A 25,333-nucleotide genomic window follows, 5' to 3' on the forward strand; every position below is an offset into this window, starting at 1 on the left:
TTGGCTTAAATATCGTATTGCAATTTGAGAACAAAAACCAAACGGGCTACCGACCGATGGGGATAATGGGTATTGATATCGGTAAGCTTTCTTTTCATCGAGAAGGCGATATGACTTACCCATTAGCTCAAATCTTAGCGTTTATGGAGCATGGCAAAGAAGCGGTAATTACAGGAGAATCATTTAGAAGGGAACCAGCAAAATACTTCTTACGTAAGGATAAAAAGCCGGATAACTTTGAGCAGCGTGTTGAAGCGGCCCTCGCAGCCCAAGATGACCTCGTTTCTCACTACCAAACAAATCGGGTAAAAGGTCATGCGATATAGGGCTTAATAACAAAGGGAAATAGATGAAACGTCGATTTTTGGGCATGCTTACCACCAATGAGAGACGTGAGGACATACACCATTAAAGCGGTGCTAAATCGGTAGATTTAGCGGGTGGTTCAACCTCGGTCAGTGCAGGTGGAGGTAATAGCATCGTGCCAATAGCAACACTTTAGGGCTAACGTTTGTTTTAGTGGGCTTGGCGCAGAAGTGTTTCTATATTTTCCGGGTGGGTCGGTTTACTAAACAGGTAGCCCTGCGCAACGTCACATGACATAGGTTTGAGTAGTTGAGCTTGTTCTTGATTCTCCACTCCTTCTGCAACCACGTAGTACCCGAGGTTGTGAGCCATACCTATCATTGACTCCACGAGGTACTGTGATTTTCTATCAATCAATATGTCGTCGATAAAGTACTTATCAATTTTCAGTACATCCACATCTAAGTGTTTGAGTGATGCGAAAGACGAATAGCCGGTTCCAAAATCATCAATAGCGAGTTTAATGCCAAGTTCTTTTAAGCGTTTAAATACGAGTTGATTTTTGGGTTTGGTTTGAATAACGGTTTCTGTTACTTCTAACTCAAGATCGGAAGGCTCCATCTTAGTTTCGTAGAGTATTCGTTCAACCAATGGGACAAAGTCTGGGTCTAAAAAGTGCGCTGCCGAAATATTGACCGCTAATCGAATTCGAGGGTATCCCGCGAGTCGCCACAACACAGCTTGTTTGCATGCGGTGGTGATGACGAATTCAGTGAGTGACTTTATCATCCCTGTACGCTCGGCGATTTTGATGAACTCATTCGGAGAAACTTGGCCGAGTTCAGGGTGATACCAACGACAAAGGGCTTCAACGGTAATGACTCGCTGAGTATTTAAATCAATTTGCGGTTGGTAGACGATGGTAATTTCTTGGTTGTCTATCGCAGTACGTAATAATTGCTCGACATTGAATTGATATTCGGCCGCTACTGTAAATGCTTTATCATAGATAACATATTGACTTTTCCCTGCATCTTTAGCGCGATATAGGGCCGTGTCAGCCGACTTTAATAATGTACTGACATCGCTACCATGTTCAGGATAATGAGCGATACCGATACTGCATGATTGTACAAACTCGCGACCTGAAATTTCTGAGGTCTGTGATATTTCATTAAGACAGCGCTGCGCGATTTGTTCGCTGTTGCATTGACCGGATGACTCTTCAACAATAATACAAAACTCGTCTCCGCCAAGGCGGGAGATTAAATACGAGTCGTTGATAATTGGTGTCAATCGGCTTGCGATATCTTGAAGGTAAAGATCGCCTACATCGTGTCCAAAGCTGTCATTAATATTTTTGAAGTTATCTAGGTCAATAAATATGACACCGAACCGCTGATTGTTGTGCTGAGATTGTTTTATTAACTTTTCAAGGTTGAGGTAAAAATAGGCTCGGCTTGAAAAACCGGTCAACCCATCGGTATAGGCTAATTCTTTAATACGTTTTTGGTTTTGATCCCGCTCCATAACAATACTCGCCAACATAGCAGCGGAGGCGAGGCTTTTAGATTCATCTTTGTTTGGTGTCGCGGGGAAGTCGTAATACATACCAAATGCACCAAGTACTTCGCCACTTGAGCTTTTAATCGGTTCAGACCAGCAGCAACGCATACCATGAGGAAGGGCGAATTGTTTGATATTTTTCCATCTTAGATCGGTCTCGATGTTTTCTACGATGACTCGTTTACCCGTGTAAGTTGACGTGCCACAAGAACCGATATCCGGACCTATCTTTAAACCGTTGACGGCTCGGCAGTATTCTTCGGGCATACTCGGTGCACCACCGTGAATCAGAGTATCACCATGAAGTTCCAACATAGAGCAACGTAGCCCAGGATGACGAGATTCATAAAGCAAGCCGATTTTGTTATATATATCAGCAGCAGGAATTCCTTTACCGATCATTTCTAGGATTTGAGTGTGCTTTTTATTAAAGTTTCGGCTGCTGTGCCGGCTTATACGCCGATAATTAATGCGAACATTTTTTACAATGGTAATGGAGCGGTTTACCGTCTTTTTGAGCAGCTGTGGAGCATTAAACTGGGACAAATTCATATAAAATCCACATCGGGCTCGATGATATTAACGATAAAAATGAGACATTAAACAATAATGTTCGCTAATTATACAGGTTTGCAACAATCGAGAAAGTGGAATTTATCAATAAGCTACCTACTATAGAGGTAATTAATAATCATTAGGGAGTTGACTACATAAGTCGTAATGCTTGTATGTTGTCGACTTCTTGGTCCATGAGCTATGGTTACTACAGCTCATAGATGCAAAAGAACTATACAAATACAGCATAAAGCAAGGGGGGAACGTGCGAAATATTGCCGATAGTTCAGACAACTCGAACAGCGATATTGGCTCATTGTTGGGCTATGACCACCAGATGAGTTTTCACGAGCTTATCGCTCAAGTACAAGGAGCTACAAGGCCACTCTCATTAGCCGTCATTCGTTTTTTACTCGACAATGTTGCGCTGAGTCATAAAGAAATACGATCGTTGGCCAGTTTTGAGCAGGATCATTACAGCCGGAAGAGGCTGTTTCGTAATGAGCATTGTGAAATTCTTATTTTGAGTTGGCTTAGCGGGCAGCGCAGTAAAATTCATGACCATCGAGGTACGGCCTGCGGAGTGAAAGTATTATTGGGCGATGCGACGGAGACTGAATTCGAAGTCGCGGCAAATGGTCATATTTATGCCACTCAATCCGCGTTATACACTGAGCAGACAGTGACGGTCAGCCGTGACCAAGATATCCACCAAATATCCAACTTACAATCGGATAGCCAGGCATTGGTCACCCTACATATCTACTCTCCGCCCTTAAAAACCTTTTATCTTTATCAGCTAGATGGCACTGACCCAGAATTATTGAATGTCCAAGAGGACACTTGGTTTTATGAGATTTAGAGCGAGCAGAGTAGATTGCACTTAATGACATTTACGCCTAGATACACCTATACCTAGATACACCTATACCTAGAACATCGATACCTAGATGCAGTTACACCATGACAGTATCGCTAGCATTGTTCGGGCCATTATCTCGCTTCGCAATATGCAGCCCCCACATGGCGAGCAGCGCCATGACCAACATAATGATACCGAGCGGTAATTGGCTAGTCGCTGGTATGAGCGACGCGCCTAATGTTGTTAGTCCGGCACCAAGGTTTTGCATCCCACCTAACACCGCTCCACCTGTTCCTGCGTGATTAGGGAATGGTGTTAACGCCCCCGTTGTAGCTGCAGGAAAAAGAACGCCAGCGCCAAGAAAGTAAATGGTAGAGCCCGCGGTCAAAGTCCAAGCGTCTGTCGAGCCTTGCAAGCCAGGAACTAATACAACAATAGAACCAATCATTATGGCAATCAGGCCAAATTTAAAGGCCGCGCGATTGCCGTAACGTTTTGCAATGACCGACGAGAATCCAGCGCCGAGCAAGTAGCCGGGAATAGGTAATACAAACAAAATGCTAACCGTAAATGCAGAGAGCTTGAGAACACCAGCAAATAGTACTCCCGCCGCTGCTTCAAACACGGCGACACCCGCAAAGGTAGCCACTAGGCAGACCACATAGCCTTGGAAACGTTTGTCAGATAAGACAAAGCGATAGTTTTCTATGGCTGAGGTTTTGCTTCTTCGCTCTTCTGGCAATGTTTCTGCAAGTTTTGACGACATAATGATCACGACAGCGACGGCGAACAGGGTTAAAAATAGGTAGCTTGAGCGCCAACCCATCGTCTCGGTCAACACGCCCCCTAACACCGGGGCAAGGAGAGGCGAGAATATAACGCACATACTAATGATACTGTTTGCTCGATGTAGCTCTTCACCAGAAAAACAATCGCGAGAAAGCGTTCTAGACATTGCGCCGCCACTGCCTATTCCGGCACCTTGAATAAAGCTACCGAGCAAAAACAATTCAAATGAGTGTGCAAATAGGCTAATGAGAGCACCGACTAGGTAGATCACGAGTCCAGCGACAATAATCGGTTTACGGCCAAGTTTGTCAGACAGAGGGCCATAGATAAATTGCGAGAGACCATAAGGAATAAGGTAGCACGCCATTACTGCCTGAAGCATTGCTGGGTTGACGCGAAATTCTTGCGCCATTTGTCCAATGGAAGGCACATACATTGTCTGTGTCATCTGTCCTACAGCAGTTAAAATAGCAATAAGAAAGGTCAGCTTAGCTAATGGGTATTTGGGTGCCATTTCTTTTGGTTCTCGTTTTGGTAGTAGGTGGTTAAATGAGTGATAGAAAGCCCTATAGGCTTTGAGGCGCAGATAGTAGAGATTCGAAGAAGTTCTAGCAATAAAAAAGTGTGATGTTAATCACGATAAATATTTGGATAGCTCATTACTAAAAGTAATGCGAACTGTGACTAGACTGGTTTTTTGTTCAATGTAGTGGGCTTAGTGTTCTACTTGTTTTTTACTAAGGAGTGCGGGCAAGTTTCTGTGCAGGGCAACATGAATTGCCGTTGCTTGAATACAAGTACGACTTGAACTTAAAGAATAAAGACAATCAAGGCTGCGAGTCATGTAGAGAAGGAGGTTCATTGGTCGCTGGTTACGATAGTCTAGTTAGTTATTGAGTTGTCACAAAACAACCACAATACCAATCAAAGATAGCACAACAGTAGGATATGTCCGTCACCACTTTTAGAAGTGGTAAGTATTCAAACAATTTTCTCTTCATTCATTAAAGACGTCGAATTAAGCTCGCCTAACATTGGTGGTGTTTTAATTATTCGGCATTAGTTCCCTTAAATAAAATCACCGTACCGGGTATAGACGTTGGATTTTTGTTATGAATTTAACCAAAAAATCACATAAACCGTTTGCACACGCGTGGTTGTTAAAAAATCAGTCAAACTCATTCGAATAGCCAATGGAACCTATTTTGAAAGTCACGCCTTGAATTCATAAAGTGCACGCCATTGACGGGGTCTATCTTCGGCGATATACAAATTGAAATATTAAGGGGATTACAAGTGAAAAAAACGATTATTGCAATGGCTGTCGCGTTTGTGGCATCGGGTTCAGCGGTTGCAGCAGAGGTATATAACGACGGCACAAACACAGTGACGGTTGGCGGTCGTGTTGATATGACGATTGGAAAAGAGAAAAACTCGGGTGAAGGCGCTCAAATGAGTACTGGCTCTTCTCGTATCAACTTTGGCTTCGATAGAACGATCAATGATGCTGTTGCGGTTGAAGGTTTCATGGAGTGGCAAGTCAATCTAATTAATGGCCACGATCAGCGTGCCGACGTATTTAGAAACCGATTAGGTTATGTCGGCCTAAACGATAATGGTACGGGTTGGGGTCAACTACGTGCGGGTAAGCAATGGGCAGCAGTTTATGACGTAACGGGTGCTACGGATGTACTCTTTATTTCCGACCACGATGCCGGCGGTATCTATCAGTTTAGTGATGGTGGCTCTTCTGGTACAGGCCGTCTAGATAAAGGTCTGACATACCAAAATAAATGGGGAGGCTTTAAGCTGGGTCTTCAATACGGTATGCAAAATACGATTTCAGACTCAAGTGGTACAGGTACTAATACACAATCTCATTCACTATCGCGTGATAGCAATGTAGGTGGAGCGCTAAGCTATGAATTTGATAACGGTATTAAAGTTGGTGCGGCTCATACATCATCTAAAATGAAACAAAGCGCGAACCAAACTACATTTGGTAAAACCGGCGACTTTGACATTGTTGCGAATACCTTGATGGCTCAGTATATGGCGCATGGCGTACATTTCGCAGCATCATACGTTGATGGTAAAAACTATCACATGAATGGCTTTGCTGGTGGAGCAAACAATGCTGCTACAGGGAGCAAAGTGTTGTCTGAAAAGTCTCAAGCATTCGATGCTTATGCATCGTACAAGTTTGATATGGGGTTTGAACCGTATCTTTACGGGTCAACTGTGAAAATGAGTGGCAATGAAGGTAAAACACTCTCCACTAGCGGCAATATTGATGGCACACGTAACATGGTAGCGGTGGGTGCGAAGTACAACTTTGATAGTCAAACGATGTTCGGTGTGGAATACCGTAACATTAAGCACCAAGCATCTCAACGTAATTCCGGTGCTTTTAAAGATGATAGCGCCGTCCACGCTCGATTACGTTACCTATTCTAAGAGTGTCGCGTTAAGTTCATTTTTGTAACTAGACTCGTTTTAGAGGCTAGTTACAAAGGTAAATATATGGCTATATTCTACGGAATCTAGTATGCACTAGTGATACCAGATATAGCCATTCTTCGACTACAATTTTGCGTGCAACTTTTTTTTTAGCAACAATGAAATAATACAAACTAGAATGCGAGGTATTCCATGGTGAATTTTGTAGCAGAGCCTTCAAGAATAGATGCTTTGATTCGTGCGCATAAGAATTCAGCGTGCACAATAAAGTGCTTTGAAATGATGAAGGTGTTAGTAAGCAATCATCATGAGATATTTGAGTGCCTTCCAGATGAGGAAGGGAATGAGTCAGAAGACGGGTATTTCGACTCTAATCCAGATCTAGATTATAGAAAGCAGTTACGAATGATGGTTAACCAATCGGCTACGCAATATAACGGCCAGCATAATTATAAAATAAATATGGTCTATCGTTTGATTGTCGAAGAGCTTGCTAGGGAAGGGCTAGAAGTGCAATCAGACCTATTGAAGCTAACGTTAAAGTAGAATCTCTGAGGTAATACACATGGGGAACATCACGACTCTACAGCAAGCGGTGATTACTGAGTTGGGTAATGGGGGCATTATAAAACTCGGTGCAAAATGCAGCAAGCACTCACCGAGAACTATGCGCTCTCTTATTAAAAGGAAGTTGATTTTCTTCTCACGCACACGGGAGGAATTTATTCTGACTCCGGAAGGAAAAGTAGTCTATAACGAAATATTGGTTCGCTTCATACAGCGTAAATTTACCATTGAAACTGAACCTCTTCTTGGTGATTTTAGATGATATGACTAGGGTTATAGCGACAATTCCACAATGTTCGTGCAAGACCAGAACAGCTTTAACCTATCTTTATCCCGATTGAAATTATTTTCATCGATTACTATTTAACCTATCTACACTTCAGTGCTTTGGCTTCGAAGCATAATGATTCGTATCTTAAATTCGCTACTCATAAGCGACATCAGTTGCTTATCGTTCAACTTCAACTTCCCTCCAAATCCTAACGACCTGTGACTATTATTTATGTGTGCAAACTCATAGTAGAGGATATTTGTCGCTACTAACCAATGGCGTTATTTTAATTGCAATCAATTGAATAGTGTGGGTTATTATTTATCCAATCAAAACAGTTCAAAGCTGTTTAAGTCACGTTACTTTGCATTTATTGATTTAGGTTAATGTTATGTGAAATATCGTGCTGTAAAGTCGTCGGCATCTAAGGTGAATAATAGCGATTACATAGAGTCAGAAAGTAAAAGGCTTGAATTTAGATGCTCAATGGCAATTATATTAGTTTTATATTAATGGTAAGTGTCATTGCTCTATGGTGTGACGTTTTTATGTAAATAATACAAAAAATTTCAGAATGAAGGAAAAGACGGAAAAATAAAGGAACTGTTGAATGCGTATTTTATTGGTAAGTGTGAGTTCTTATCATATTGTATTTAGGTTTTAATTATTTTTGGAAAACAAATTGTGACTACTTAAGGGTAGAGGGATAGCATTGAGAGGTTTCAAATGGAAGATAAGTGCGTAGATATTTGTGTAGTATGCACTCTTGTAGATACCTGTACCTTACAGAAAGCTAGATGTGCCACAAAAAAACAGCAAGTACATAGTCTTAAGCTAAGCATTAATGCAGGTGATAAGATTAGTGTTATGGCTGATGTACTTAATTGTCATAGTGAGGTCATTCTCATTAAGGGGATAAAATACACAGTACAAAAGGTGGTAAATGACAATATATACGTTATTGGCGATGATGGTAATTTTTATTGCATATCAAAGTTTAGTAAAAATTGGCAACCACTTGGCGAAAATGAGTAATTATATTCAGTGTGAAACTATTTTTATAATTCGTTAATTTTTGTGTTTTCATGGCGTAGCTATTTGACATATGATAAATCGAAAAGGCGAACCAACGGTTCGCCTTTTGTTATTCAAAATCAATGAAAGCTATTTTATTTTCTTAAAGAACAATAATAGAGTATCTCTATAATAGAGTATCTCTATTCAAACGCTGTTTGAACTAAACCGTTAACACAACCCTAATCGAAAGCAGAATTAACACCACTCCAGATAGTCGATCGATCAGAACCGCTTTAGAACGAAGAGTATCAACCACTCTAGGGTTAGAGAGCAGTAATGTGATGAATGAGTACCATAAGCCGTCCAGAACTAATGGTGTCGCAATGATGATGGCTTGATTACTAACACTGTTACCAAGAGCCACAAATTGACTAAAGAGAGCAATGAAGAATAGAGCGATTTTAGGGTTTAAAATGGAGATGAGAAAGCCCTCACGAGCCGATTGAATGAGTGTTGCTTGCTCCCCTGACTCCAACTTTGCCGCTACACCCCCCTTTGAACGCAAAGCATTAACGCCCAGATAAGCTAGGTATGCTGCTCCTCCTAGACTGATTACCTTAAACAGCATAGGACTTTGTTGTAATACAAGCGCTAAACCAATAAGCGTGATGAAGGCATAGACACCGATTCCCATCGCATGAGCCCACGCGGCCACCAATCCATTAATTCGCCCTCCGGCCAGAGAATGTTTTGCGACGATAGCTAAGCTGGGGCCTGGTGACATCGCCCCTAATAAACAAACAGTAAACAGTGATAACCAAACAGTGAGTGACATATATTTTCTCCTCTTTGGCAATAATTTATCAACATTATAGGTATAATTTGAAATCACTATTTGTCATGGGGGGCATGATCTTAAATCATAGCGTTGTCACTTTGTTAATGGCGTATTGAAAATTCAGATAATTGCATGACCGCTCGTACCTCTTCTCTAACCCATTTGTGGGCAGAATCACTGTCGTACTTTGGGTGCCACATAAGCCAGTATTTATGCGCTAGGGTATCAATAGGGAGAGGCTTATGCGTGATATCCCAATACTTAGCAAGGTTTACTGCTATGTGTTTAGGTACGATCATTAAATGTTCGCTGGACACCAATCGCTTGATGGCTGCGGAAAAGAACGGCACTTTTAATGTGATATGGCGTGACAGTCCTAACTCCTTTAAAGCAAGGTCTGTGCTGGAATCTTTATCGCCACCGCCAGTAACTTTGATATGTGAAAAACCAATCAAATCATCAACACTGAGTGTATCTTGGCTGGCCAGTGGATGACTCGCTTTCATCAAGCATACTGAAATATCAGAGCCGATATGAATGCTCGACACCCCCTCTGGTTTTTCTGGATACATGGAAGAGGCGATATGAATGCCAGTTTCATGGAGTCTATCTAGGGTTTCTGGATGCCAAAGCTGATACGTCATGTCCAACTGTGGAGCGAGTTGGCTGAGGTGGGAGGCGATATCGGGTAGCACGTATTGGGCAACGTAATCACTTGACGCGAGAACAAGTTCGCCTTGCCAGTCTTTGGGATCAAACGGTTTATCATCTAGCAAGTGGTTGAACTCAGATATTAGCCCCTCCAATTTTGCTTTCAATAACAGAGCTCTAGGCGTTGGAATCAGTGTATTACCTTGACGCACCAGAAGAGGATCACCACACAATTCACGCAGTTGGGCTAACTGACGGCTGACCGCCGATTGTGTAATATTCAATCGCTCTGCTGCTCTGCTGACATGGCACTCTTCGAGCAAAACATGCAAAGAGCGTAATAAGTTTAGGTTGATGTTGTTCAGCACGCACGACTCACTTCTGTTGCCAATTTTTTGATACTAATGTTCAGGTCACAATATTACAGTTAATGTGTTCAAGCAATCTAAGCCAGATACAGCAAAACAGCCGTTTTTGTCAGGAATCTATTTTATGTTTGTTCTCGATCCGTTTCGTATAAAGGATCAGCGCGATGAATCAACGCTATTCGTCATGCTTTCTATACAACAGCTTAGTTTCGCCGTTGTGGTTCATCTCGTTTAACGCTTGTTTGAGTTGTAAAAACAAACCGAGTACTACGAACTAGAAACCTTGCGCCATCTTTGAGTGGGCTGATATGACGATGGTTGACTGGATTTGCGCTGTTTAGAATGAAAAAGGCGAACCAAACGGTTCGCCTTTTGTGATTCAAGTTAGTTTCCAACTTGGTTATCTGTGATCACCAAAAAACCTAATCAATATAGTTATCGATACTTGGACAGCTACAAACTAGATTTCTGTCGCCGTATACGTTATCGACACGGTTTACCGTCGGCCAGTACTTAGACGCTTTCGCCTGTCTTGATGGGAAGCAAGCAAGCTCACGTGAGTATGGGCGATCCCAAGAGTCAGATGATAGATCCACTTGAGTATGTGGTGCATTAACAAGTGGGTTGTTGTCTAGTGGCCAGACGCCGTCTTTCACTTGCGTCATCTCTTTACGAATGGCGATCATCGCTTCACAGAAACGGTCTAGTTCTTCCAAATCTTCTGATTCAGTTGGTTCTACCATTAATGTGCCAGCTACTGGGAATGACATTGTTGGCGCGTGGAAACCATAGTCCATGAGACGTTTCGCAATATCTTCTTCGCTGATGCCTGTGTCTTCTTTTAATGGACGAATATCAATGATGCACTCGTGCGCAACACGGCCATTTGCTCCACGGTAAAGAACCGGATAGTGTGGAAGCAGATTTTCCATTACATAGTTCGCATTAAGAATCGCGACTTTAGTGGCTTCTGTTAGACCCGGTTCACCCATCATTGCGATGTACGCCCATGAAATAGGTAAGATAGATGCGCTACCTAAGTCTGCTGCGGAAACAGCGTAGTCTTCGCCCTGTACGCCATTTTCAATGTGACCCGGTAGGAAAGGTGCTAGGTGCGATTTCACACCAATAGGACCCATACCTGGACCACCGCCACCGTGTGGAATACAGAAGGTTTTGTGCAGGTTAAGGTGCGAAACATCAGAGCCAATGAAACCTGGAGTCGTAAGGCCTACTTGAGCGTTCATGTTAGCGCCATCTAGGTAAACTTGACCGCCAGCTTCATGAACCATTTCACACACTTCTTTCACTTGCTCTTCATACACACCGTGTGTCGAAGGGTAAGTGATCATAATGCTGGAAAGGTTTTCGCGATGTTTTTCGATTTTCGCAGCAAGATCGACCATGTCGATGTTGCCAGCATCATCACATTTCACCACAACTACTTTCATGGAAACCATAGAAGCCGTTGCTGGGTTGGTACCGTGCGCAGAGCTTGGGATCAGACAAACGTTACGGTGACCTTCGCCGCGGCTTTGGTGGTAGCGTTGAATCGCAATAAGACCAGCGTATTCACCAGATGCGCCTGAGTTTGGTTGTAATGAGAAGTCATCGTAGCCAGTAATTTCACAGAGCTTTTCTTTAAGATCTTGTGCCAAAGCCGTATAGCCAGCCGCTTGCTCTAAAGGTGCGAACGGGTGGATGGAACCAAATTCCGGCCAAGTGACAGGGATCATTTCCGCCGCCGCGTTTAGCTTCATAGTACAGCTGCCCAGCGGAATCATGCCGTGCGTCAGTGAGAAATCTTTGTTTTCCAACTGTTTAAGGTAGCGCATCATCTGAGTTTCACTGTGATGCGTGTTAAATACTGGGTGCGTTAAGTAGCGAGTGCTACGGCGGCAGCTTTCTGGAATAGCAGCAAATTCGTTACCCGCGATTTCAGTAGAAAGATCGTTAACGGATTCGTTTACGCCAAATACGTTAAACAAAGCATTAATATCGTCAACCGTGGTGGTTTCATCACAACTGATACCCAGCTTGCCATCTAACTTACGTAAGTTAAGGTCAGCATTTTGTGCGGCAGTAAATAGTGCATCGGTTTGCTCACCAGTGTTGATGGTGATGGTATCGAAAAAGCTATTATTTGCTAATTCAAAGCCTGACTTAGTTAGGCCAGCAGCCAAAATTGCCGTCATGTGGTGAGTACGGCGTGCGATGGTTTTTAGACCTTCCTCACCGTGATAAACCGCATAGAAAGACGCCATGTTGGCAAGAAGCGCTTGCGCAGTACAAATGTTTGACGTGGCTTTTTCGCGACGGATATGTTGCTCACGCGTTTGCATTGCCATACGAAGTGCTTGGTTGCCGTTGCTGTCAATGGAGACGCCAATGACACGACCTGGCATCGTACGCTTGTGTTTTTCTTTGGTTGCCATGAATGCAGCATGTGGACCGCCATAACCCATTGGAACGCCAAAGCGTTGCGCTGAGCCAATCACAACGTCTGCGCCCATTTCACCAGCAGGCTTAAGAAGCGTAGACGCTAATAAATCAGTGGCAACAGTCACGAGTGTTTTATTTGCTTGCGCGCTTGCAATAATGTCCGTGAGGTCATGAACTTGACCTGTTGTACCTGGGTATTGTACTAAGGCGCCAAATACATCTTGCTCTGGTAGGGAATCTAGCGTGCCAACAACAACCTCGAAGCCGATGAACTCAGCACGAGTTTTTACGACTTCAATCGTTTGTGGGTGAACATCGTCAGCGACAAAGAAGGTTTTGCTTTTGCTTTTTCCAGCACGCTTACAAAGCGTCATGGCTTCTGCCGCGGCTGTTGCTTCGTCGAGTAGGGATGCGTTGGCAATTTCCATACCCGTTAGGTCCATGACCATCTGTTGGTAATTAAGCAATGCTTCTAGGCGACCTTGAGAGATCTCAGGTTGATAGGGCGTGTACGCCGTATACCAGCCTGGGTTCTCAAGAACATTTCGCAGAATAACGTTAGGAGTAAAGGTGTTGTAGTAACCTTGACCGATAAATGAACGTTTGATTTGGTTCAGATTCGCGAACTTTTTCATTTCAACTAACATGTCCGATTCGCTCATTGGCGCGGTCAGTGTCATTGGTTGTTCTAAACGAATTTGGGCTGGAACTGTTTCAGTAATTAATGCATCAAGGTTTTGTGCATTAATGGCATCCAGCATTTTTTGTTGGTCTGATTTATTTGGACCGTTATGGCGAGCAACAAACTCGTTTTGTGTGCTTAGCGTGTTAAGTAATTCAGTCATGGTTCCTTTACCTTCTCAAAGATCTTCTGCGAGACCCTTAAAAAAACAAGCTGCCCAAAATTGGGCAGCTTTGATTCGTGCTTGGCTTACTCGTCTTCGATAGACGCAAGGTAGTCTTCAGCGCTCTTTAGGTTGTCCAGTTCAGATGCATCAGCCATCTTCACTTTAACAATCCAGCCACCGTCATAAGACTCTTCGTTAATAAGCTCAGGACTGTCTTCTAGCTCTTCGTTGATTTCAACGATTTCACCAGTAACAGGTGCATACAAATCAGAAGCCGCTTTTACCGACTCAACGAGAGAAAAGCTCTCACCGGCTTCAATTTCGTCTTCGACTTCTGGTAAGTCAACAAATACCACATCGCCCAGCATTTCTTGAGCGTGCTCTGAAATTCCGATAGTCACGGTACCGTCACCGTTATCACGAACCCATTCATGGCTGTCAGAAAACTTCAAAGTGTTATCCATTGCTATATCTCCAAATATTTAAGGATGTTTGTTCTTTATTGGTACAGTGGGAAGCGAGCACACAGGGCCTTCACTTCTTTTTTGATGCGCTGCTCAACGTCTGGGTTGCCCTCTGGGGATTCAACCAAGCCATCAAGAACGTCACCAATCCACTCTCCGATGAGTTTAAATTCTTCAGTTCCGAAACCACGAGTGGTTCCAGCAGGTGTTCCTAAACGAATACCAGAAGTAATCATAGGCTTTTCGGTATCGAATGGGATGCCATTTTTATTACAAGTAATGCCGGCACGCTCAAGCGCTTCCTCAGCCTTGTTGCCCTTAAGTCCTTTTGGTCTTAGGTCAACAAGCATCAAATGAGTGTCGGTGCCGCCCGTTACGATATCGCAACCGCGAGTTTGCAATACTTCAGCAAGAACTTTTGCGTTCGCGATCACTGAATCAATATAAGTACTAAATTGTGGGCCTAATGCCTCGCCAAACGCGACCGCTTTTGCTGCGATAACGTGCATAAGAGGGCCGCCTTGTAAGCCAGGGAAAACCGCAGAGTTGATCTTTTTAATGATATCTTCGTGGTTGGTAAGAATCATGCCACCGCGTGGGCCACGTAATGTTTTATGAGTTGTGGTGGTGACAACATGCGCATGCGGTAGTGGACTAGGGTGTGCGCCAGTCGCAATGAGACCGGCGATATGCGCCATATCGACCATTAATATTGCGTCTACTTCATCGGCAATCGCGCGGAATTTAGCAAAATCAATGGTGCGTGGAATAGCAGAACCGCCCGCGATGATCATTTTTGGTTTGTGCTCGATGGCCAGTTCGCGAACCGCGTCGTAATCAATTTCAAGCGTGGTTTTGTCAACACCATATTGAACGGCGTTGAACCACTTACCAGATAAGGCTGGGCGAGCTCCGTGGGTTAGGTGACCCCCAGCATCCAGCGACATGCCCATAATGGTATCGCCAGGTTGCAGCAACGCCAGTTTTACCGCGCCATTGGCTTGTGCACCAGAGTGAGGTTGAACGTTTGCGTATTCACATTTAAAAAGTGACTTTGCGCGTTCGATAGCAATGGCTTCAACGGTGTCGACGTGTTCACAACCACCGTAGTATCGGCGATTTGGGTAACCTTCGGCGTATTTATTTGTTAGACAAGTCCCTTGGGCTTGCATGACCGCTTTGGAAACAATGTTCTCAGAAGCAATAAGCTCAATTTGTTCATTTTGACGGGTAAATTCGGCTTGGATGCCAGTAAATACGGCGTCATCTGTCGCTGAGAGATTGGTTGAGAAAAAGTTTTCTAAGCTGTGGCTTTGGTAGCTTTTTAGGAACTGAGCAGTCATGGCAGTTTACCTTCCGTTGTTTGTTCAATATGACGTTTATTCAATATGACGATCATTCAAACTATCTGTTATGTAGAGCCCGTAATGCGGTGCTCTTTTACGATTGAATAACGCTTGTCTTTGTACTGCGTGAACAAAATAACTTGTTCAAAAAGGCAGCGTGAATAGGTCCCAATGACTAGGACTAAATCATTCAGTTAAGGTGGAATTGAGCCACTTCACTGATTGCGTCAATGCATCTCTTCATCTAACAAGTCGGTAACATACCTCGCGTGGCGTGAACAATCAATCAAAAATTTCCTATAGGAAACACAGTTTCCAGTTTTGTTAACCAGAGCACGCTTTATTTTTGACCATGACCTTTAATGAATAAGTCGCTTCATGCAACAATGTGGACAGGACAAAGGAAGCGACTATTTAGAGGGATAATATGTCTGAAGACATCTATGATGAGTACCCATCTTTGACGCTAGCGAAAGACGCAGCGGATGAACATATTGAACCCCTTAAATTGGGTGAACGATTAAAAGATATTCGAGCAAAAATGGGGTTGACGTTGGAAGAGGCCAGTCAACGAACAGGCTTGGCACGCTCTACATTGAGCAAGATAGAAAATGAACAGATCTCTCCAACGTTTCAGGCTATGCAGAAGTTAGCGACAGGCCTTCAAATAGATATGCCACAACTCTTTGAACCACCAAAGAAAAAAGTAGCAACTGGGCGCCGAGACCTGACTAAGCAAGGCGAGGGGAAACCACACCCCACTCCAACCTACGAGCATGAATTACTTGCCACGCAGCTTTCAAACAAGAAAATGATGCCGTTTAAAAGTACGGTTAGAGCACGTGCTTTTGAAGAGTATAGTGATTGGGTTCGTCATGATGGAGAAGAGTTTTTACTTATCCTTTCAGGCACCGTACGCTTCTTTTCTGAGTTCTATGAACCGGTAGAAATGAACGCGGGTGACAGCGTGTATTATGATGCAAATATGGGGCATATGCTGATTTCTGTCAGCGACGACGATGCGCATATTTTGTGGGTAACGGCGAAATAGTCAGCAAACAGGTAGGTTTCTTATAATAAAGGCAAACGTTTGCTCTTGTGGTTAAATGCACAGAAATTCCATAAAATAGGGCAAAAAACACGTGAAATAGGCGGCTTTGTTCGCTTTTTGGTTTGTGATTAAATTGTTAAATGTCACATTTCTGTCTGTTCGAATGTTGTTAATGATGAAAAATTGGCGCATTCTTGTTTATTATAGGAAACAAGGTTTCTGGCAGGTGTATTTTTAATCATTGAGTTTATTAATGATACACGGCGAGAAACGCTCTAAAGCAAATTAATGGGCTCTAGCGACGAAAGCGTTAGAGCTAATAAAGATGACGTGAAAGTTAAACAACGGCTGATTACAGCTCACGGAGAATAAAATGGCACAAGAACAAGTGACTCAAGATCTACTGACGACACCTTTACACGCTCTTCATGTTGAAGTTGGCGCTAAAATGGTTCCATTCGCTGGTTACGATATGCCAGTACAGTATCCTTTGGGTGTAAAAAAAGAGCATTTACATTGTCGTGATGCTGCTGGTCTTTTTGATGTGTCGCATATGGGTCAATTGCGTTTACACGGTGAGAATGCCGCGAAGATTCTTGAGTCATTAGTTCCTGTTGATATCATTGATTTGCCTGTCGGTAAGCAGCGTTATGCTTTCTTTACTAACGAGCAAGGCGGCATCATGGACGACCTGATGGTTGCGAACCTCGGCGATCATCTGTTTGTTGTTGTGAATGCAGCATGTAAAGAGCAAGACATTACTCATATCGAAGCACACCTTACGGATGGCGTGGAGATGGAAGTGATTCAAGACCGCGCGTTGCTGGCGATTCAAGGACCAAAAGCGGCGCAAGTTTTAGCGCGTTTGGCACCAGAAGTTGCTGATATGCTGTTTATGGATGTAAGAACGGTTAGTTTATTAGGGACAGACTGTATTGTTTCTCGTAGTGGCTACACGGGTGAAGATGGCTATGAAATTTCAGTGCCAGCCAATCAAGCTGATGCCCTTGCTCGTAAGCTTACAGCAGAAGAGGAAGTGGAGTGGATTGGTCTTGGCGCTCGTGATTCACTGAGACTTGAGTGCGGCTTGTGTCTATATGGTCATGATCTTGATACGACAACGACGCCAGTAGAAGCTAGCTTACTGTGGGGTATCCAAAAAGTACGTCGCGCCGATGGTGAGCGTGCTGGTGGCTTCCCTGGTGCGGATATCATTCTAGATCAAATAGAAACGAAAGCGGTTAGCCGTAAGCGTGTTGGTTTGGTTGGGCAAACTAAAGCGCCCGTTCGTGAAGGCGCAGTATTATTTGATGCAGATGACAATGAAATTGGTGTTGTTACCAGTGGTACTGCGGGTCCGACCGCAGGTAAGCCGGTTTCTATGGGTTATGTGAAAACCGAGTTTATGCCTGTGGGTTCGGAAGTATTCGCAGAAGTGCGTGGTAAAAAGCTGGCAATGACAGTTGAGAAAATGCCGTTTGTGCCTCAGCGTTATTATCGCGGATAATTAGCAAATAGCGATTTTTTAAAAACACCGTCTCATGGCGGTGTTTTTTTGTTTCTGATGCTGGGTGTTTATCCATAAAGTTTGAGGAGCGTCGTACAAAGTGAGAGCGAGGCAGCGATGATCTCAATGTGGTTTGCATGTTATATGTTGGGATGATATCAACGTGACTGACATGATTTGTGCGATGGTAGACAAGGAGTAACGATCTCGTGATTCACTTATTGAATAAACCGCATTTAGCTTTTATGGCGCTTTCAATGTTGACGTTGAATGTTTTGGCTGATGAGCCTATAAAACCAGCGTTGGATATTTCACCTTATATCGTCAATGGTACGGATGCAAATGTGAGTGACTATCCTTCATTTGTTAGTTTGTTTTATGACTCGATTGAATATAACTACCTTTATTCTGCAGCACCTTATTGCGGAGGAACGCTACTTAATGATCAGTATGTGATCACAGCGGCTCATTGTGTCTATGGTAGTGTAGAGACGCAACTTTTTACTATGGTTGTCCCGGGCTTACAGTATGAAAGTAGCTATCTAAATGTAGAAAAAAGACGAGTGGTTGAAATCTACCACCCATCGGATTACAACGACAGCATTTCCCAACTGTTACCGAATGATATAGCGATACTAAAGTTAGAGTCAGCGGTGAGTACCGGTACTGCTATCGTTCAGCCCAATGATGAAAGTTATCGTAGTGAAGGTAATGTATTTACGGCTGTTGGTCATGGCAACACCAGCTCGTACATCGATACAACTGAGCGGCTGCAAAAAGTTAATCTTAATTGGGTTGACAATGATGTGTGCGCGGGTTCATTTGATGACGGGAGTTATCTAAAGAACTTTCATCTTTGTTTTACGGGCGATTATAGTGCTGCGAGTGATTTGCTTGCAGGTACTTGCCAAGGCGACTCCGGCGGCCCGATTTATTGGGATAATAATGGTACGCAGACTCAAGTCGGCATCACCAGTTTTGGTCCTGTACCATGTGGAGACAAGACGAGGAATATCACAGCAGTGTTTACTGAACTAGCCGATTACTCTGATTGGATCACCCGCGTTTTGAATGGACACGTCTCGCCAACTTATGTATCGACCGATGCGGAGAGAAGGGCATACTTGATCGGACAGGGGTTTGATATACGCCCAAGCAATGGTGCCTCTAGTAGTGGCTCAGGAGGCGGCTCTATGTCGTTACTTCTGCTAACCATGCTTGCTTTACTTGGGTGGAACAGAGTCCGCTTAATGTAAATCGAAGATGTGGTTTTCACCTCCCTAAACCCTGTAGTCAGCCGCACCACGTTGGGCTACAGGGTTGATGGTATTTCTTGGTGCACCATTCATCAATTCTCTCATGTATTGATACCGTAATTCTACCATTCGGTTCTGCGCAGTATTGATTCTCAAAAACGACAATATGAGAGCAAGTCTATCTAAACTTGCCGAGACAGTGCTAACTTCATTCATTCCATCAATTTTCTTTCTATACTGTTAATGAGAGCATCAAAAAAGTCTATTTTTGAGATGTACTTCATTATATTGAGGAGCTTTGTATGGCAAGGATGTTGAAAAAGCACGCTCATGGGATAATTCGAAAAGCGCTGCTATCTGCCTGTGTATTTGGCGTTTTTCCCGTTCAAGCCATTGATATAGATATCACCCCAATGATCGTGAATGGAGAGAATGCCAGTGCGGCAGACTTTCCCTCTTATGTTGGTCTCTATATTGACTCTACTGAATATGACGGACGATATTCAAGTGGCGCGTATTGTGGAGGGACGCTTCTAGATTCAGAGCACGTATTGACCGCTGCTCACTGTATTGAAGGCGATCTTGCTGCAGGGTTGTTTACCACGGTATTGCCCATGTTAGAAGACGAAAGTAACTTTCTTAATGCTGATAGAAGGCGGGTGGTTGAAGTCTATATTCATCCTAATTTTTCAAACAACATCACAGCACTATTGCCGAATGATGTTGCGGTGCTGAAACTGGAAACATCAACCTCTTCTGGTGTAGCCGCTCACTTAGCATCTTCTGAAAGTTACCGTTCATCAAGCTACTCATTTACCGCAGTAGGGCATGGCAATATTCGTTCAAATGTTGAAGGGACGACAATTCTACAGAAAACGAATTTGCAGTGGGTAAATAATACACTTTGTGCGGCAAATTTTAGAAACGGTCGCAACTTAACGGATAAGCAAGTGTGCTTTACCGGTGACGCGAGCCAGTCTACTGGATTAAAAGCAGGGACGTGCCAAGGGGACTCCGGCGGGCCTATTTATTGGGATGATGGGGGTGTTCAAACTCAAGTCGGCATCACTAGTTTTGGACCGTCTACCTGCGGAGATAATAATTCGGCAGTGACTGCGGTTTATACAGAAATTAGTGATTATCGTAGCTGGATAACCAATGTGATTGATGGTTTAGCGTCTCCCTACTATGTGTCTGACGATATTTCTCGGCAAAATTACATCGCTCAATATGGCAGTGTTGTGTATACCGGGGGCACGTTTGCTTCTGAGGGGGGCTCTGGTAATGGTGGAACTGTGGGTTGGTTTGGTATCTTGCTACTATTAGTCGTTGGTATTAACCGAAAATACGATTTGGTTTCAAGTAAACGTTGAGGATTTGACCGTGATTGTATGACGAGTAGGGCAAAATAGTGATATTTAATGGAAGGGTGTTGATAACCATTTTTATATAAAACCAAGCGTGAGAGCTTGGTTTTTTTATTTTCTAACGAGGGTTCTCAAGTATTTTGTGAGCAATAGTGTGCTTTGCAATTAATTTCTGTGAAACGGTATGTATTTATACTAGTTGAATATAGATCTTGTTTGATAGAAGTCATTTCAGAGGGCATACAATGATATTAAAAAGTTTTAGGTACGGAAACTTAAAGCAGTCAGTTTACGTCGTATTGGTCGCTATTCTTATGTTAAACGGGTGCTTTGACACATCTGAAACGACCGATACGTCGGTCAAAAATGTGTCTCACTCCCAGCAAATTCCAATTAACATATCTAATCAAACGGATACGACGTCATTGTCCAGTTTAGAGTTATCATTTGTATTTGATGTTACCAATGCATCACCTGATTTTTCTGTACAAATACGCGATGTTGCTGGTCGTGATGTTGCTGGGTATGTTGATGGAGCCGCATATCAACAAAATGTGGTATTGGTTCCGGATGCTGGCATTGTGCCCATATCTTTGTCTGTTAACAATTTGACTATTGGGAATAGTACGAATGCAACGATGACGATTGTTGTAAGTGGAGATGATTTTTTTTCTAACTCCCAAGTCTATGATCTTTCAGATTCATCGTTATCTAACCAGCCGTGGATTGAGGTGGTTCCAAAGAAGAATAGTGACGACTTAGGTGCGGTATATATCGAACAGATCATCGCTATGTCAGGGAATACGACCAACTCTTTGGTCAATGTGGCCACGGCTCCCAAGTCTGAAACGACGATAGGTGGTCAAATACTTGATGGTGCTACTGCCGCTTTAACGATCCCGGCGGGTACAAGTTTTTTAGATAAATCAGGAAATGCTTTTGTTCCCATTGGAGATGTTACGGTGTCATTAATGCTATTGTCTGCCGACCCAAATGGTATTGCAGATGAGAGCAATAATCCGTTATATCTATTTCCTGGAGGGCTTTCTCCTAAGGGGGTATTAGGCGATCTGCCTGATGATGTTACCTCTCCAGATAGCTTAACCTTTATATCAGCAGGCTTTGCCGCAATTGAGATTAGTGATGAAAGTGGTCAAAGGGTGTCGAGCTTTGATGGCGGACAAGTCACATTAACGTTTGATGTACCGAAAACGACAACGAACCCAAATACTGGCCTACCACTGTCTCTGCAGGACGGAGTAATACCTATCTGGAGCTACACCTCCTCGACGGGCAAGTGGCAATATGAGGGTAATGCAGCCATTTTACAAGAAAATGCAGAAACCTTTACCGTATCAAAGGCAATTACCCATTTGTCTTATTACAACTTGGATTGGTACGGTCAGGAAAAGTGTAAGTTGGAAGTGGATGTAGTTGATAAGGATGGCGTGGCAAATAACCAAAAACTGCGCTTGTCCTTTGCTAAATCAGGAGGCGGTTGGGCATATAAGCCAAGTGGATGGGGTGATAACCCAGAGAAACTCGATATCTATAATGTACCGGCATTTGCTGGTCACTTTGATCTTCTAGATAGTCAAGGAAACAGTCTGTTAGCCTCTATTGAGGTTGATGGGCAAGTTATTGAGGTGCAAAGTGGTGACGAAGGGTTAGATCTAGAGGACTTTTGTTTTGGTGTATCCAATAATGACACCAAGTCATTTAAAGCAACATTGAATATTGTTAATCCACCACGCTTTGATATAGATACAGAACTCAGCCTTGTTTGCCCTATCGACACGTCACGTTCGCAAGCTATTGATTCAGGTCGATATTATCTTTATTCAGGTTATTCTTATGAGTCTTCTGGCGAGGTGACTGGTAATACGATTAGTTTAACCAACCTTATCGAAAACGGTCTATATCGATTGTATTATTATGGTGGTGAAACATGGGGGCAGGTTGAGTTTACTGCGGTTGAGTCGATGACCGAGATTCAACTTATGTCGCTCAAATTATGTGAGAAAATTGATCAGGATATTAGTGCGCGCCTCATTTGTTTAGATGATCAACAAGATGTTGTGCGATTTAAGCCCGCCCCTGAAGCGTATTATTGGATGTACAATCGAGACTATTCTCAGTATTTGTGGGGACAAACGAATACTGACGGGCTAGCTCAAGAAGCGCGAGCAGTAGATACGATTGACTATGAGGGCTCAGCTTATATTCGCTATGAAAACCGCTATTACTGGGGTGAAAGGCGAACGGTGACAGCCAGCTCGACGCAAGCTATGGTTTTTGATATTCCCTTACCTTCGAGTAATGAGTTTTGTAGTGAAGCGCTTCCCATTGACTATGCGAAAACCAGTGTCGTTGCACAGACGTCAAGCGCCCGAGCTGATGGTGTAACCTCAATTACATTGACGGTTCAGGAGCGAGATCAGTTTAGTGTTGCTAGGGATACGAATACAGGGACACTTACGCTTTCTGCTGAGCCCTCTCAAGGTGTCTCTATCGCGAACATTCAATCTGTGGGTGACGGTACGTATACAGCAGACATTACTTCAGTGAATGCTCAAGCGGTGGTTATTTCGGGCGCTATCGATGGAAATGCCTTGGGAGGTACAGCGAGTGTGTTATTTACTCCAGTCGCTGATATTTCTTCTTCCTCGTTAAATGCGAACACACAGACGTTGCCTGCTAATGGCACCGATGTTGTCACTTTTACCGTGCAGCTTAAGGATCTTGATGGTAATAATTACCTTGAGTCCGAAGGTGATATTACGTTCATTATTCCTCAAAATGTCACGCAGGTATCTAGTGTTGATAATCAAGATGGAACGTATACCGGGACGTTTTCCAGCACAATCAGTGGAAGCTATTCAATAGGTGCAAGTATTGGCGGTGTTTCAATATCTAACTCAGTTGACATTACCTTTGAAGCGGATCTCGATGTGAGTCAGTCAACTGTAGCAGTGAGTAGTGCCACAGTTGCTGCTGATGGTACAACGGCCTCAGTGGTAACGGTGACGCTTAAGGACTACGCTGGTAATGCGTATGTGCCCGCATCTGGCAGTGTCTCCTTGAGCCTATCAGGTACAGCGGTGAGCTCAGCGGTTCAGTCTCAAGGTGGAGGGGTGTATACCAGTAGCTTAACCTCAACATCAGGTGGAGCTGTGACGGTGACCGGGCAATTAGGTTCAACGTCATTAGGCTCGCAAGTTGTAACCTTTGTTGCCGATCTTGATGTGAGTCAGTCAACTGTGGTGGTGAGTAGTGCCACAGTTGCTGCTGATGGTACAACGGCCTCAGTGGTAACGGTGACGCTTAAGGACTACGCTGGTAATGCGTATGTGCCTTCATCAGACAGTGTCTCCTTGAGCCTATCAGGTACAGCGGTGAGCTCAGCGGTTCAGTCTCAAGGAGGAGGGGTGTATACCAGTAACTTAACCTCAATATCAGGTGGAGCTGTGACGGTGACTGGGTTACTAGGTTCAACGTCATTAGGCTCGCAAGTTGTAACCTTTGTTGCCGATCTCGATGTGAGCCAGTCAACGGTGGCAGTGAGTAGTGCCACTGTTTCTGCTGATGGTACAACGGCCTCAGTGGTAACGGTGACGCTTAAGGACTACGCTGGTAATGCGTATGTGCCTTCATCAGGCAGTGTATCCTTGAGCCTATCAGGTACAGCGGTGAGCTCAGCGGTTCAGTCTCAAGGTGGAGGGGTGTATACCAGTAACTTAACCTCAACAACGGGTGGAGCGGTGACGGTAACCGGGCTATTAGGGTCAACGTCGTTAGGCTCGCAAATTGTGACGTTTACTTCTGCGTTTAGCTTGTCTAATTCAACATTTACTCTGAGTTCGAATAGTGTAGATGCAGATGGTACATCAACCACAGTGGCAACAATCGTGTTACGTGACTATGCAAACGCGTTGTTTGTACCAAGTTCTGCAACCGTTGCTCTTGCATATTCTGGAAGTGCGACCGTTCCGGCGACAAGCCATGATGGTAACGGCACCTTCACAAGCAGTATCAGTTCTAGTACTGCAGGAACGGTAAATGTGACCGCATCGTTTGAATCACAAAACATCGCGACGTTGGGTATTACCTTCGTTGCTGTTGGGCCAAGCGCATCAAATTCGACGGTTAGCGTCGCAAGTGATTCAATGAAAACGGGTACATCCACAGCAGTGACCGTTACGCTTAAACAAGCAGATGGTCAAGATTATGGTCAGAGTGGCGGGTCCTTGACTTTAAGCTCAGCACCAAGTGGATTGGCGTTCTCGAATGAGACTGACAATGGTGATGGAACCTATACCGCAACTGTCACAGGGAGTACCGCGGGAAACTATACTATTACAGCGTTAGTTGATTCACTTTCAATCACTAATACCGCTGCTGTTAGCTTTACCGAAGTCGACGGTGCAGCAACCTCATTATCGAGTAACTCGATCAGTCAAGATGAAGGTCAAACATCAAATCTGACATTAACATTGAGGCAGTCTGATAACTCAGTTGTTGGGCATGGAGGCCACACGGTAACTGTCGATGGGTTAGTCGTTCAGTTTGGTCTTGTTAGTATGGTGTCTAGCGATATTGGGGACGGTACCTACAGTCTGGCTGTGACGTGTGACAATGGCTTTAATGGGGAGCAAAGCTTCGATGTGCTAGTAGACGGTGTAACGGTTGATAGTGTCGCCATTACATGTAATAGCATATAGGTTCGAAACATAAGTCTTAGCAATGGACTTATTTGGAAAGTATAAATAGTAAAAAGGCGCTGCAAATGCAGCGCCTTTTCT

16 protein-coding genes and 1 pseudogene are annotated in these 25,333 nt (G+C 43.7%); 10 read left to right on the plus strand and 7 right to left on the minus strand.

Features of this window, described 5'->3' with window-relative positions:
• Window positions 1–326: pseudogene (locus tag L4D74_RS10660) on the plus strand (hypothetical protein); the annotation flags it as partial.
• Window positions 327–516: 190 nt separating this feature from the next.
• Here the strand turns inward: L4D74_RS10660 and L4D74_RS10665 are convergent.
• A complete protein-coding gene (locus tag L4D74_RS10665; protein WP_428752121.1) occupies window positions 517–2,424 on the minus strand; it encodes a bifunctional diguanylate cyclase/phosphodiesterase in 1,908 nt (635 codons plus the stop codon).
• A gap of 340 nt (window positions 2,425–2,764) precedes the next feature.
• Here L4D74_RS10665 and L4D74_RS10670 point away from each other — a divergent pair, with 340 nt between their 5' ends.
• Window positions 2,765–3,289 (plus strand): cysteine dioxygenase, encoded by a 525-nt coding sequence (locus L4D74_RS10670; RefSeq protein WP_428752258.1) that lies wholly within the window; start codon window positions 2,765–2,767, stop codon window positions 3,287–3,289.
• Between the two features lie 94 nt (window positions 3,290–3,383).
• Here the strand turns inward: L4D74_RS10670 and emrD are convergent, their stop codons facing one another.
• Window positions 3,384–4,592: a multidrug efflux MFS transporter EmrD gene (gene emrD / locus L4D74_RS10675; RefSeq protein WP_428752122.1), complete on the minus strand. Its 1,209-nt coding sequence runs from the start codon at window positions 4,590–4,592 to the stop codon at window positions 3,384–3,386.
• 782 nt (window positions 4,593–5,374) lie between these two features.
• Here emrD and L4D74_RS10680 point away from each other — a divergent pair.
• The 3 genes from L4D74_RS10680 (at window position 5,375) to L4D74_RS10690 (ending at window position 8,411) form a co-directional block, all read left to right on the plus strand.
• Complete coding sequence (locus L4D74_RS10680) at window positions 5,375–6,535, plus strand: porin (RefSeq protein WP_428752123.1); 1,161 nt, start codon at window positions 5,375–5,377, stop codon at window positions 6,533–6,535.
• A gap of 282 nt (window positions 6,536–6,817) precedes the next feature.
• Window positions 6,818–7,084 carry a hypothetical protein gene (locus L4D74_RS10685; protein ID WP_428752124.1) on the plus strand — a complete coding sequence of 89 codons (267 nt, stop codon included), beginning with the start codon at window positions 6,818–6,820 and terminating at the stop codon, window positions 7,082–7,084.
• 1,018 nt (window positions 7,085–8,102) lie between these two features.
• The gene (locus L4D74_RS10690; protein WP_428752125.1) at window positions 8,103–8,411 is read left to right on the plus strand and encodes a hypothetical protein; all 309 of its coding nucleotides are present in this window, start codon (window positions 8,103–8,105) and stop codon (window positions 8,409–8,411) included.
• A 202-nt stretch (window positions 8,412–8,613) separates the two neighbouring features.
• Here the strand turns inward: L4D74_RS10690 and L4D74_RS10695 are convergent, their stop codons facing one another.
• From L4D74_RS10695 to L4D74_RS10715, 5 genes are all read right to left on the minus strand, one after another.
• Window positions 8,614–9,228 (minus strand): LysE family translocator, encoded by a 615-nt coding sequence (locus L4D74_RS10695; RefSeq protein WP_428752126.1) that lies wholly within the window; start codon window positions 9,226–9,228, stop codon window positions 8,614–8,616.
• A gap of 104 nt (window positions 9,229–9,332) precedes the next feature.
• Window positions 9,333–10,250, minus strand: a complete 918-nt coding sequence (locus tag L4D74_RS10700; RefSeq protein WP_428752127.1) for a LysR family transcriptional regulator — start codon at window positions 10,248–10,250, stop codon at window positions 9,333–9,335.
• 422 nt (window positions 10,251–10,672) lie between these two features.
• On the minus strand, window positions 10,673–13,537 hold the full coding sequence (gene gcvP, locus L4D74_RS10705) for an aminomethyl-transferring glycine dehydrogenase (RefSeq protein ID WP_428752128.1): 2,865 nt from the start codon (window positions 13,535–13,537) through the stop codon (window positions 10,673–10,675).
• A gap of 86 nt (window positions 13,538–13,623) precedes the next feature.
• Window positions 13,624–14,004: a glycine cleavage system protein GcvH gene (gcvH, locus tag L4D74_RS10710; protein ID WP_428752129.1), complete on the minus strand. Its 381-nt coding sequence runs from the start codon at window positions 14,002–14,004 to the stop codon at window positions 13,624–13,626.
• Window positions 14,005–14,039: 35 nt separating this feature from the next.
• Window positions 14,040–15,347: a serine hydroxymethyltransferase gene (locus L4D74_RS10715; RefSeq protein WP_265676843.1), complete on the minus strand. Its 1,308-nt coding sequence runs from the start codon at window positions 15,345–15,347 to the stop codon at window positions 14,040–14,042.
• A 430-nt stretch (window positions 15,348–15,777) separates the two neighbouring features.
• Here L4D74_RS10715 and L4D74_RS10720 point away from each other — a divergent pair, with 430 nt between their 5' ends.
• From L4D74_RS10720 to L4D74_RS10740, 5 genes are all read left to right on the plus strand, one after another.
• On the plus strand, window positions 15,778–16,401 hold the full coding sequence (locus L4D74_RS10720) for a helix-turn-helix domain-containing protein (protein ID WP_265676842.1): 624 nt from the start codon (window positions 15,778–15,780) through the stop codon (window positions 16,399–16,401).
• A 373-nt stretch (window positions 16,402–16,774) separates the two neighbouring features.
• Entirely contained in the window at window positions 16,775–17,908 is a 1,134-nt protein-coding gene (gene gcvT, locus L4D74_RS10725) for a glycine cleavage system aminomethyltransferase GcvT (protein ID WP_428752130.1), read from the plus strand.
• Between the two features lie 245 nt (window positions 17,909–18,153).
• A complete protein-coding gene (locus L4D74_RS10730; protein WP_428752259.1) occupies window positions 18,154–19,164 on the plus strand; it encodes a S1 family peptidase in 1,011 nt (336 codons plus the stop codon).
• 302 nt (window positions 19,165–19,466) lie between these two features.
• Window positions 19,467–20,537 carry a S1 family peptidase gene (locus L4D74_RS10735; protein WP_428752131.1) on the plus strand — a complete coding sequence of 357 codons (1,071 nt, stop codon included), beginning with the start codon at window positions 19,467–19,469 and terminating at the stop codon, window positions 20,535–20,537.
• A gap of 239 nt (window positions 20,538–20,776) precedes the next feature.
• Window positions 20,777–25,252 carry a beta strand repeat-containing protein gene (locus tag L4D74_RS10740; protein WP_428752132.1) on the plus strand — a complete coding sequence of 1,492 codons (4,476 nt, stop codon included), beginning with the start codon at window positions 20,777–20,779 and terminating at the stop codon, window positions 25,250–25,252.
• Window positions 25,253–25,333 lie beyond the last annotated feature (81 nt).

Source organism: Vibrio cionasavignyae (genome assembly GCF_050337155.1).
Taxonomy (GTDB): domain Bacteria; phylum Pseudomonadota; class Gammaproteobacteria; order Enterobacterales; family Vibrionaceae; genus Vibrio; species Vibrio nomapromontoriensis.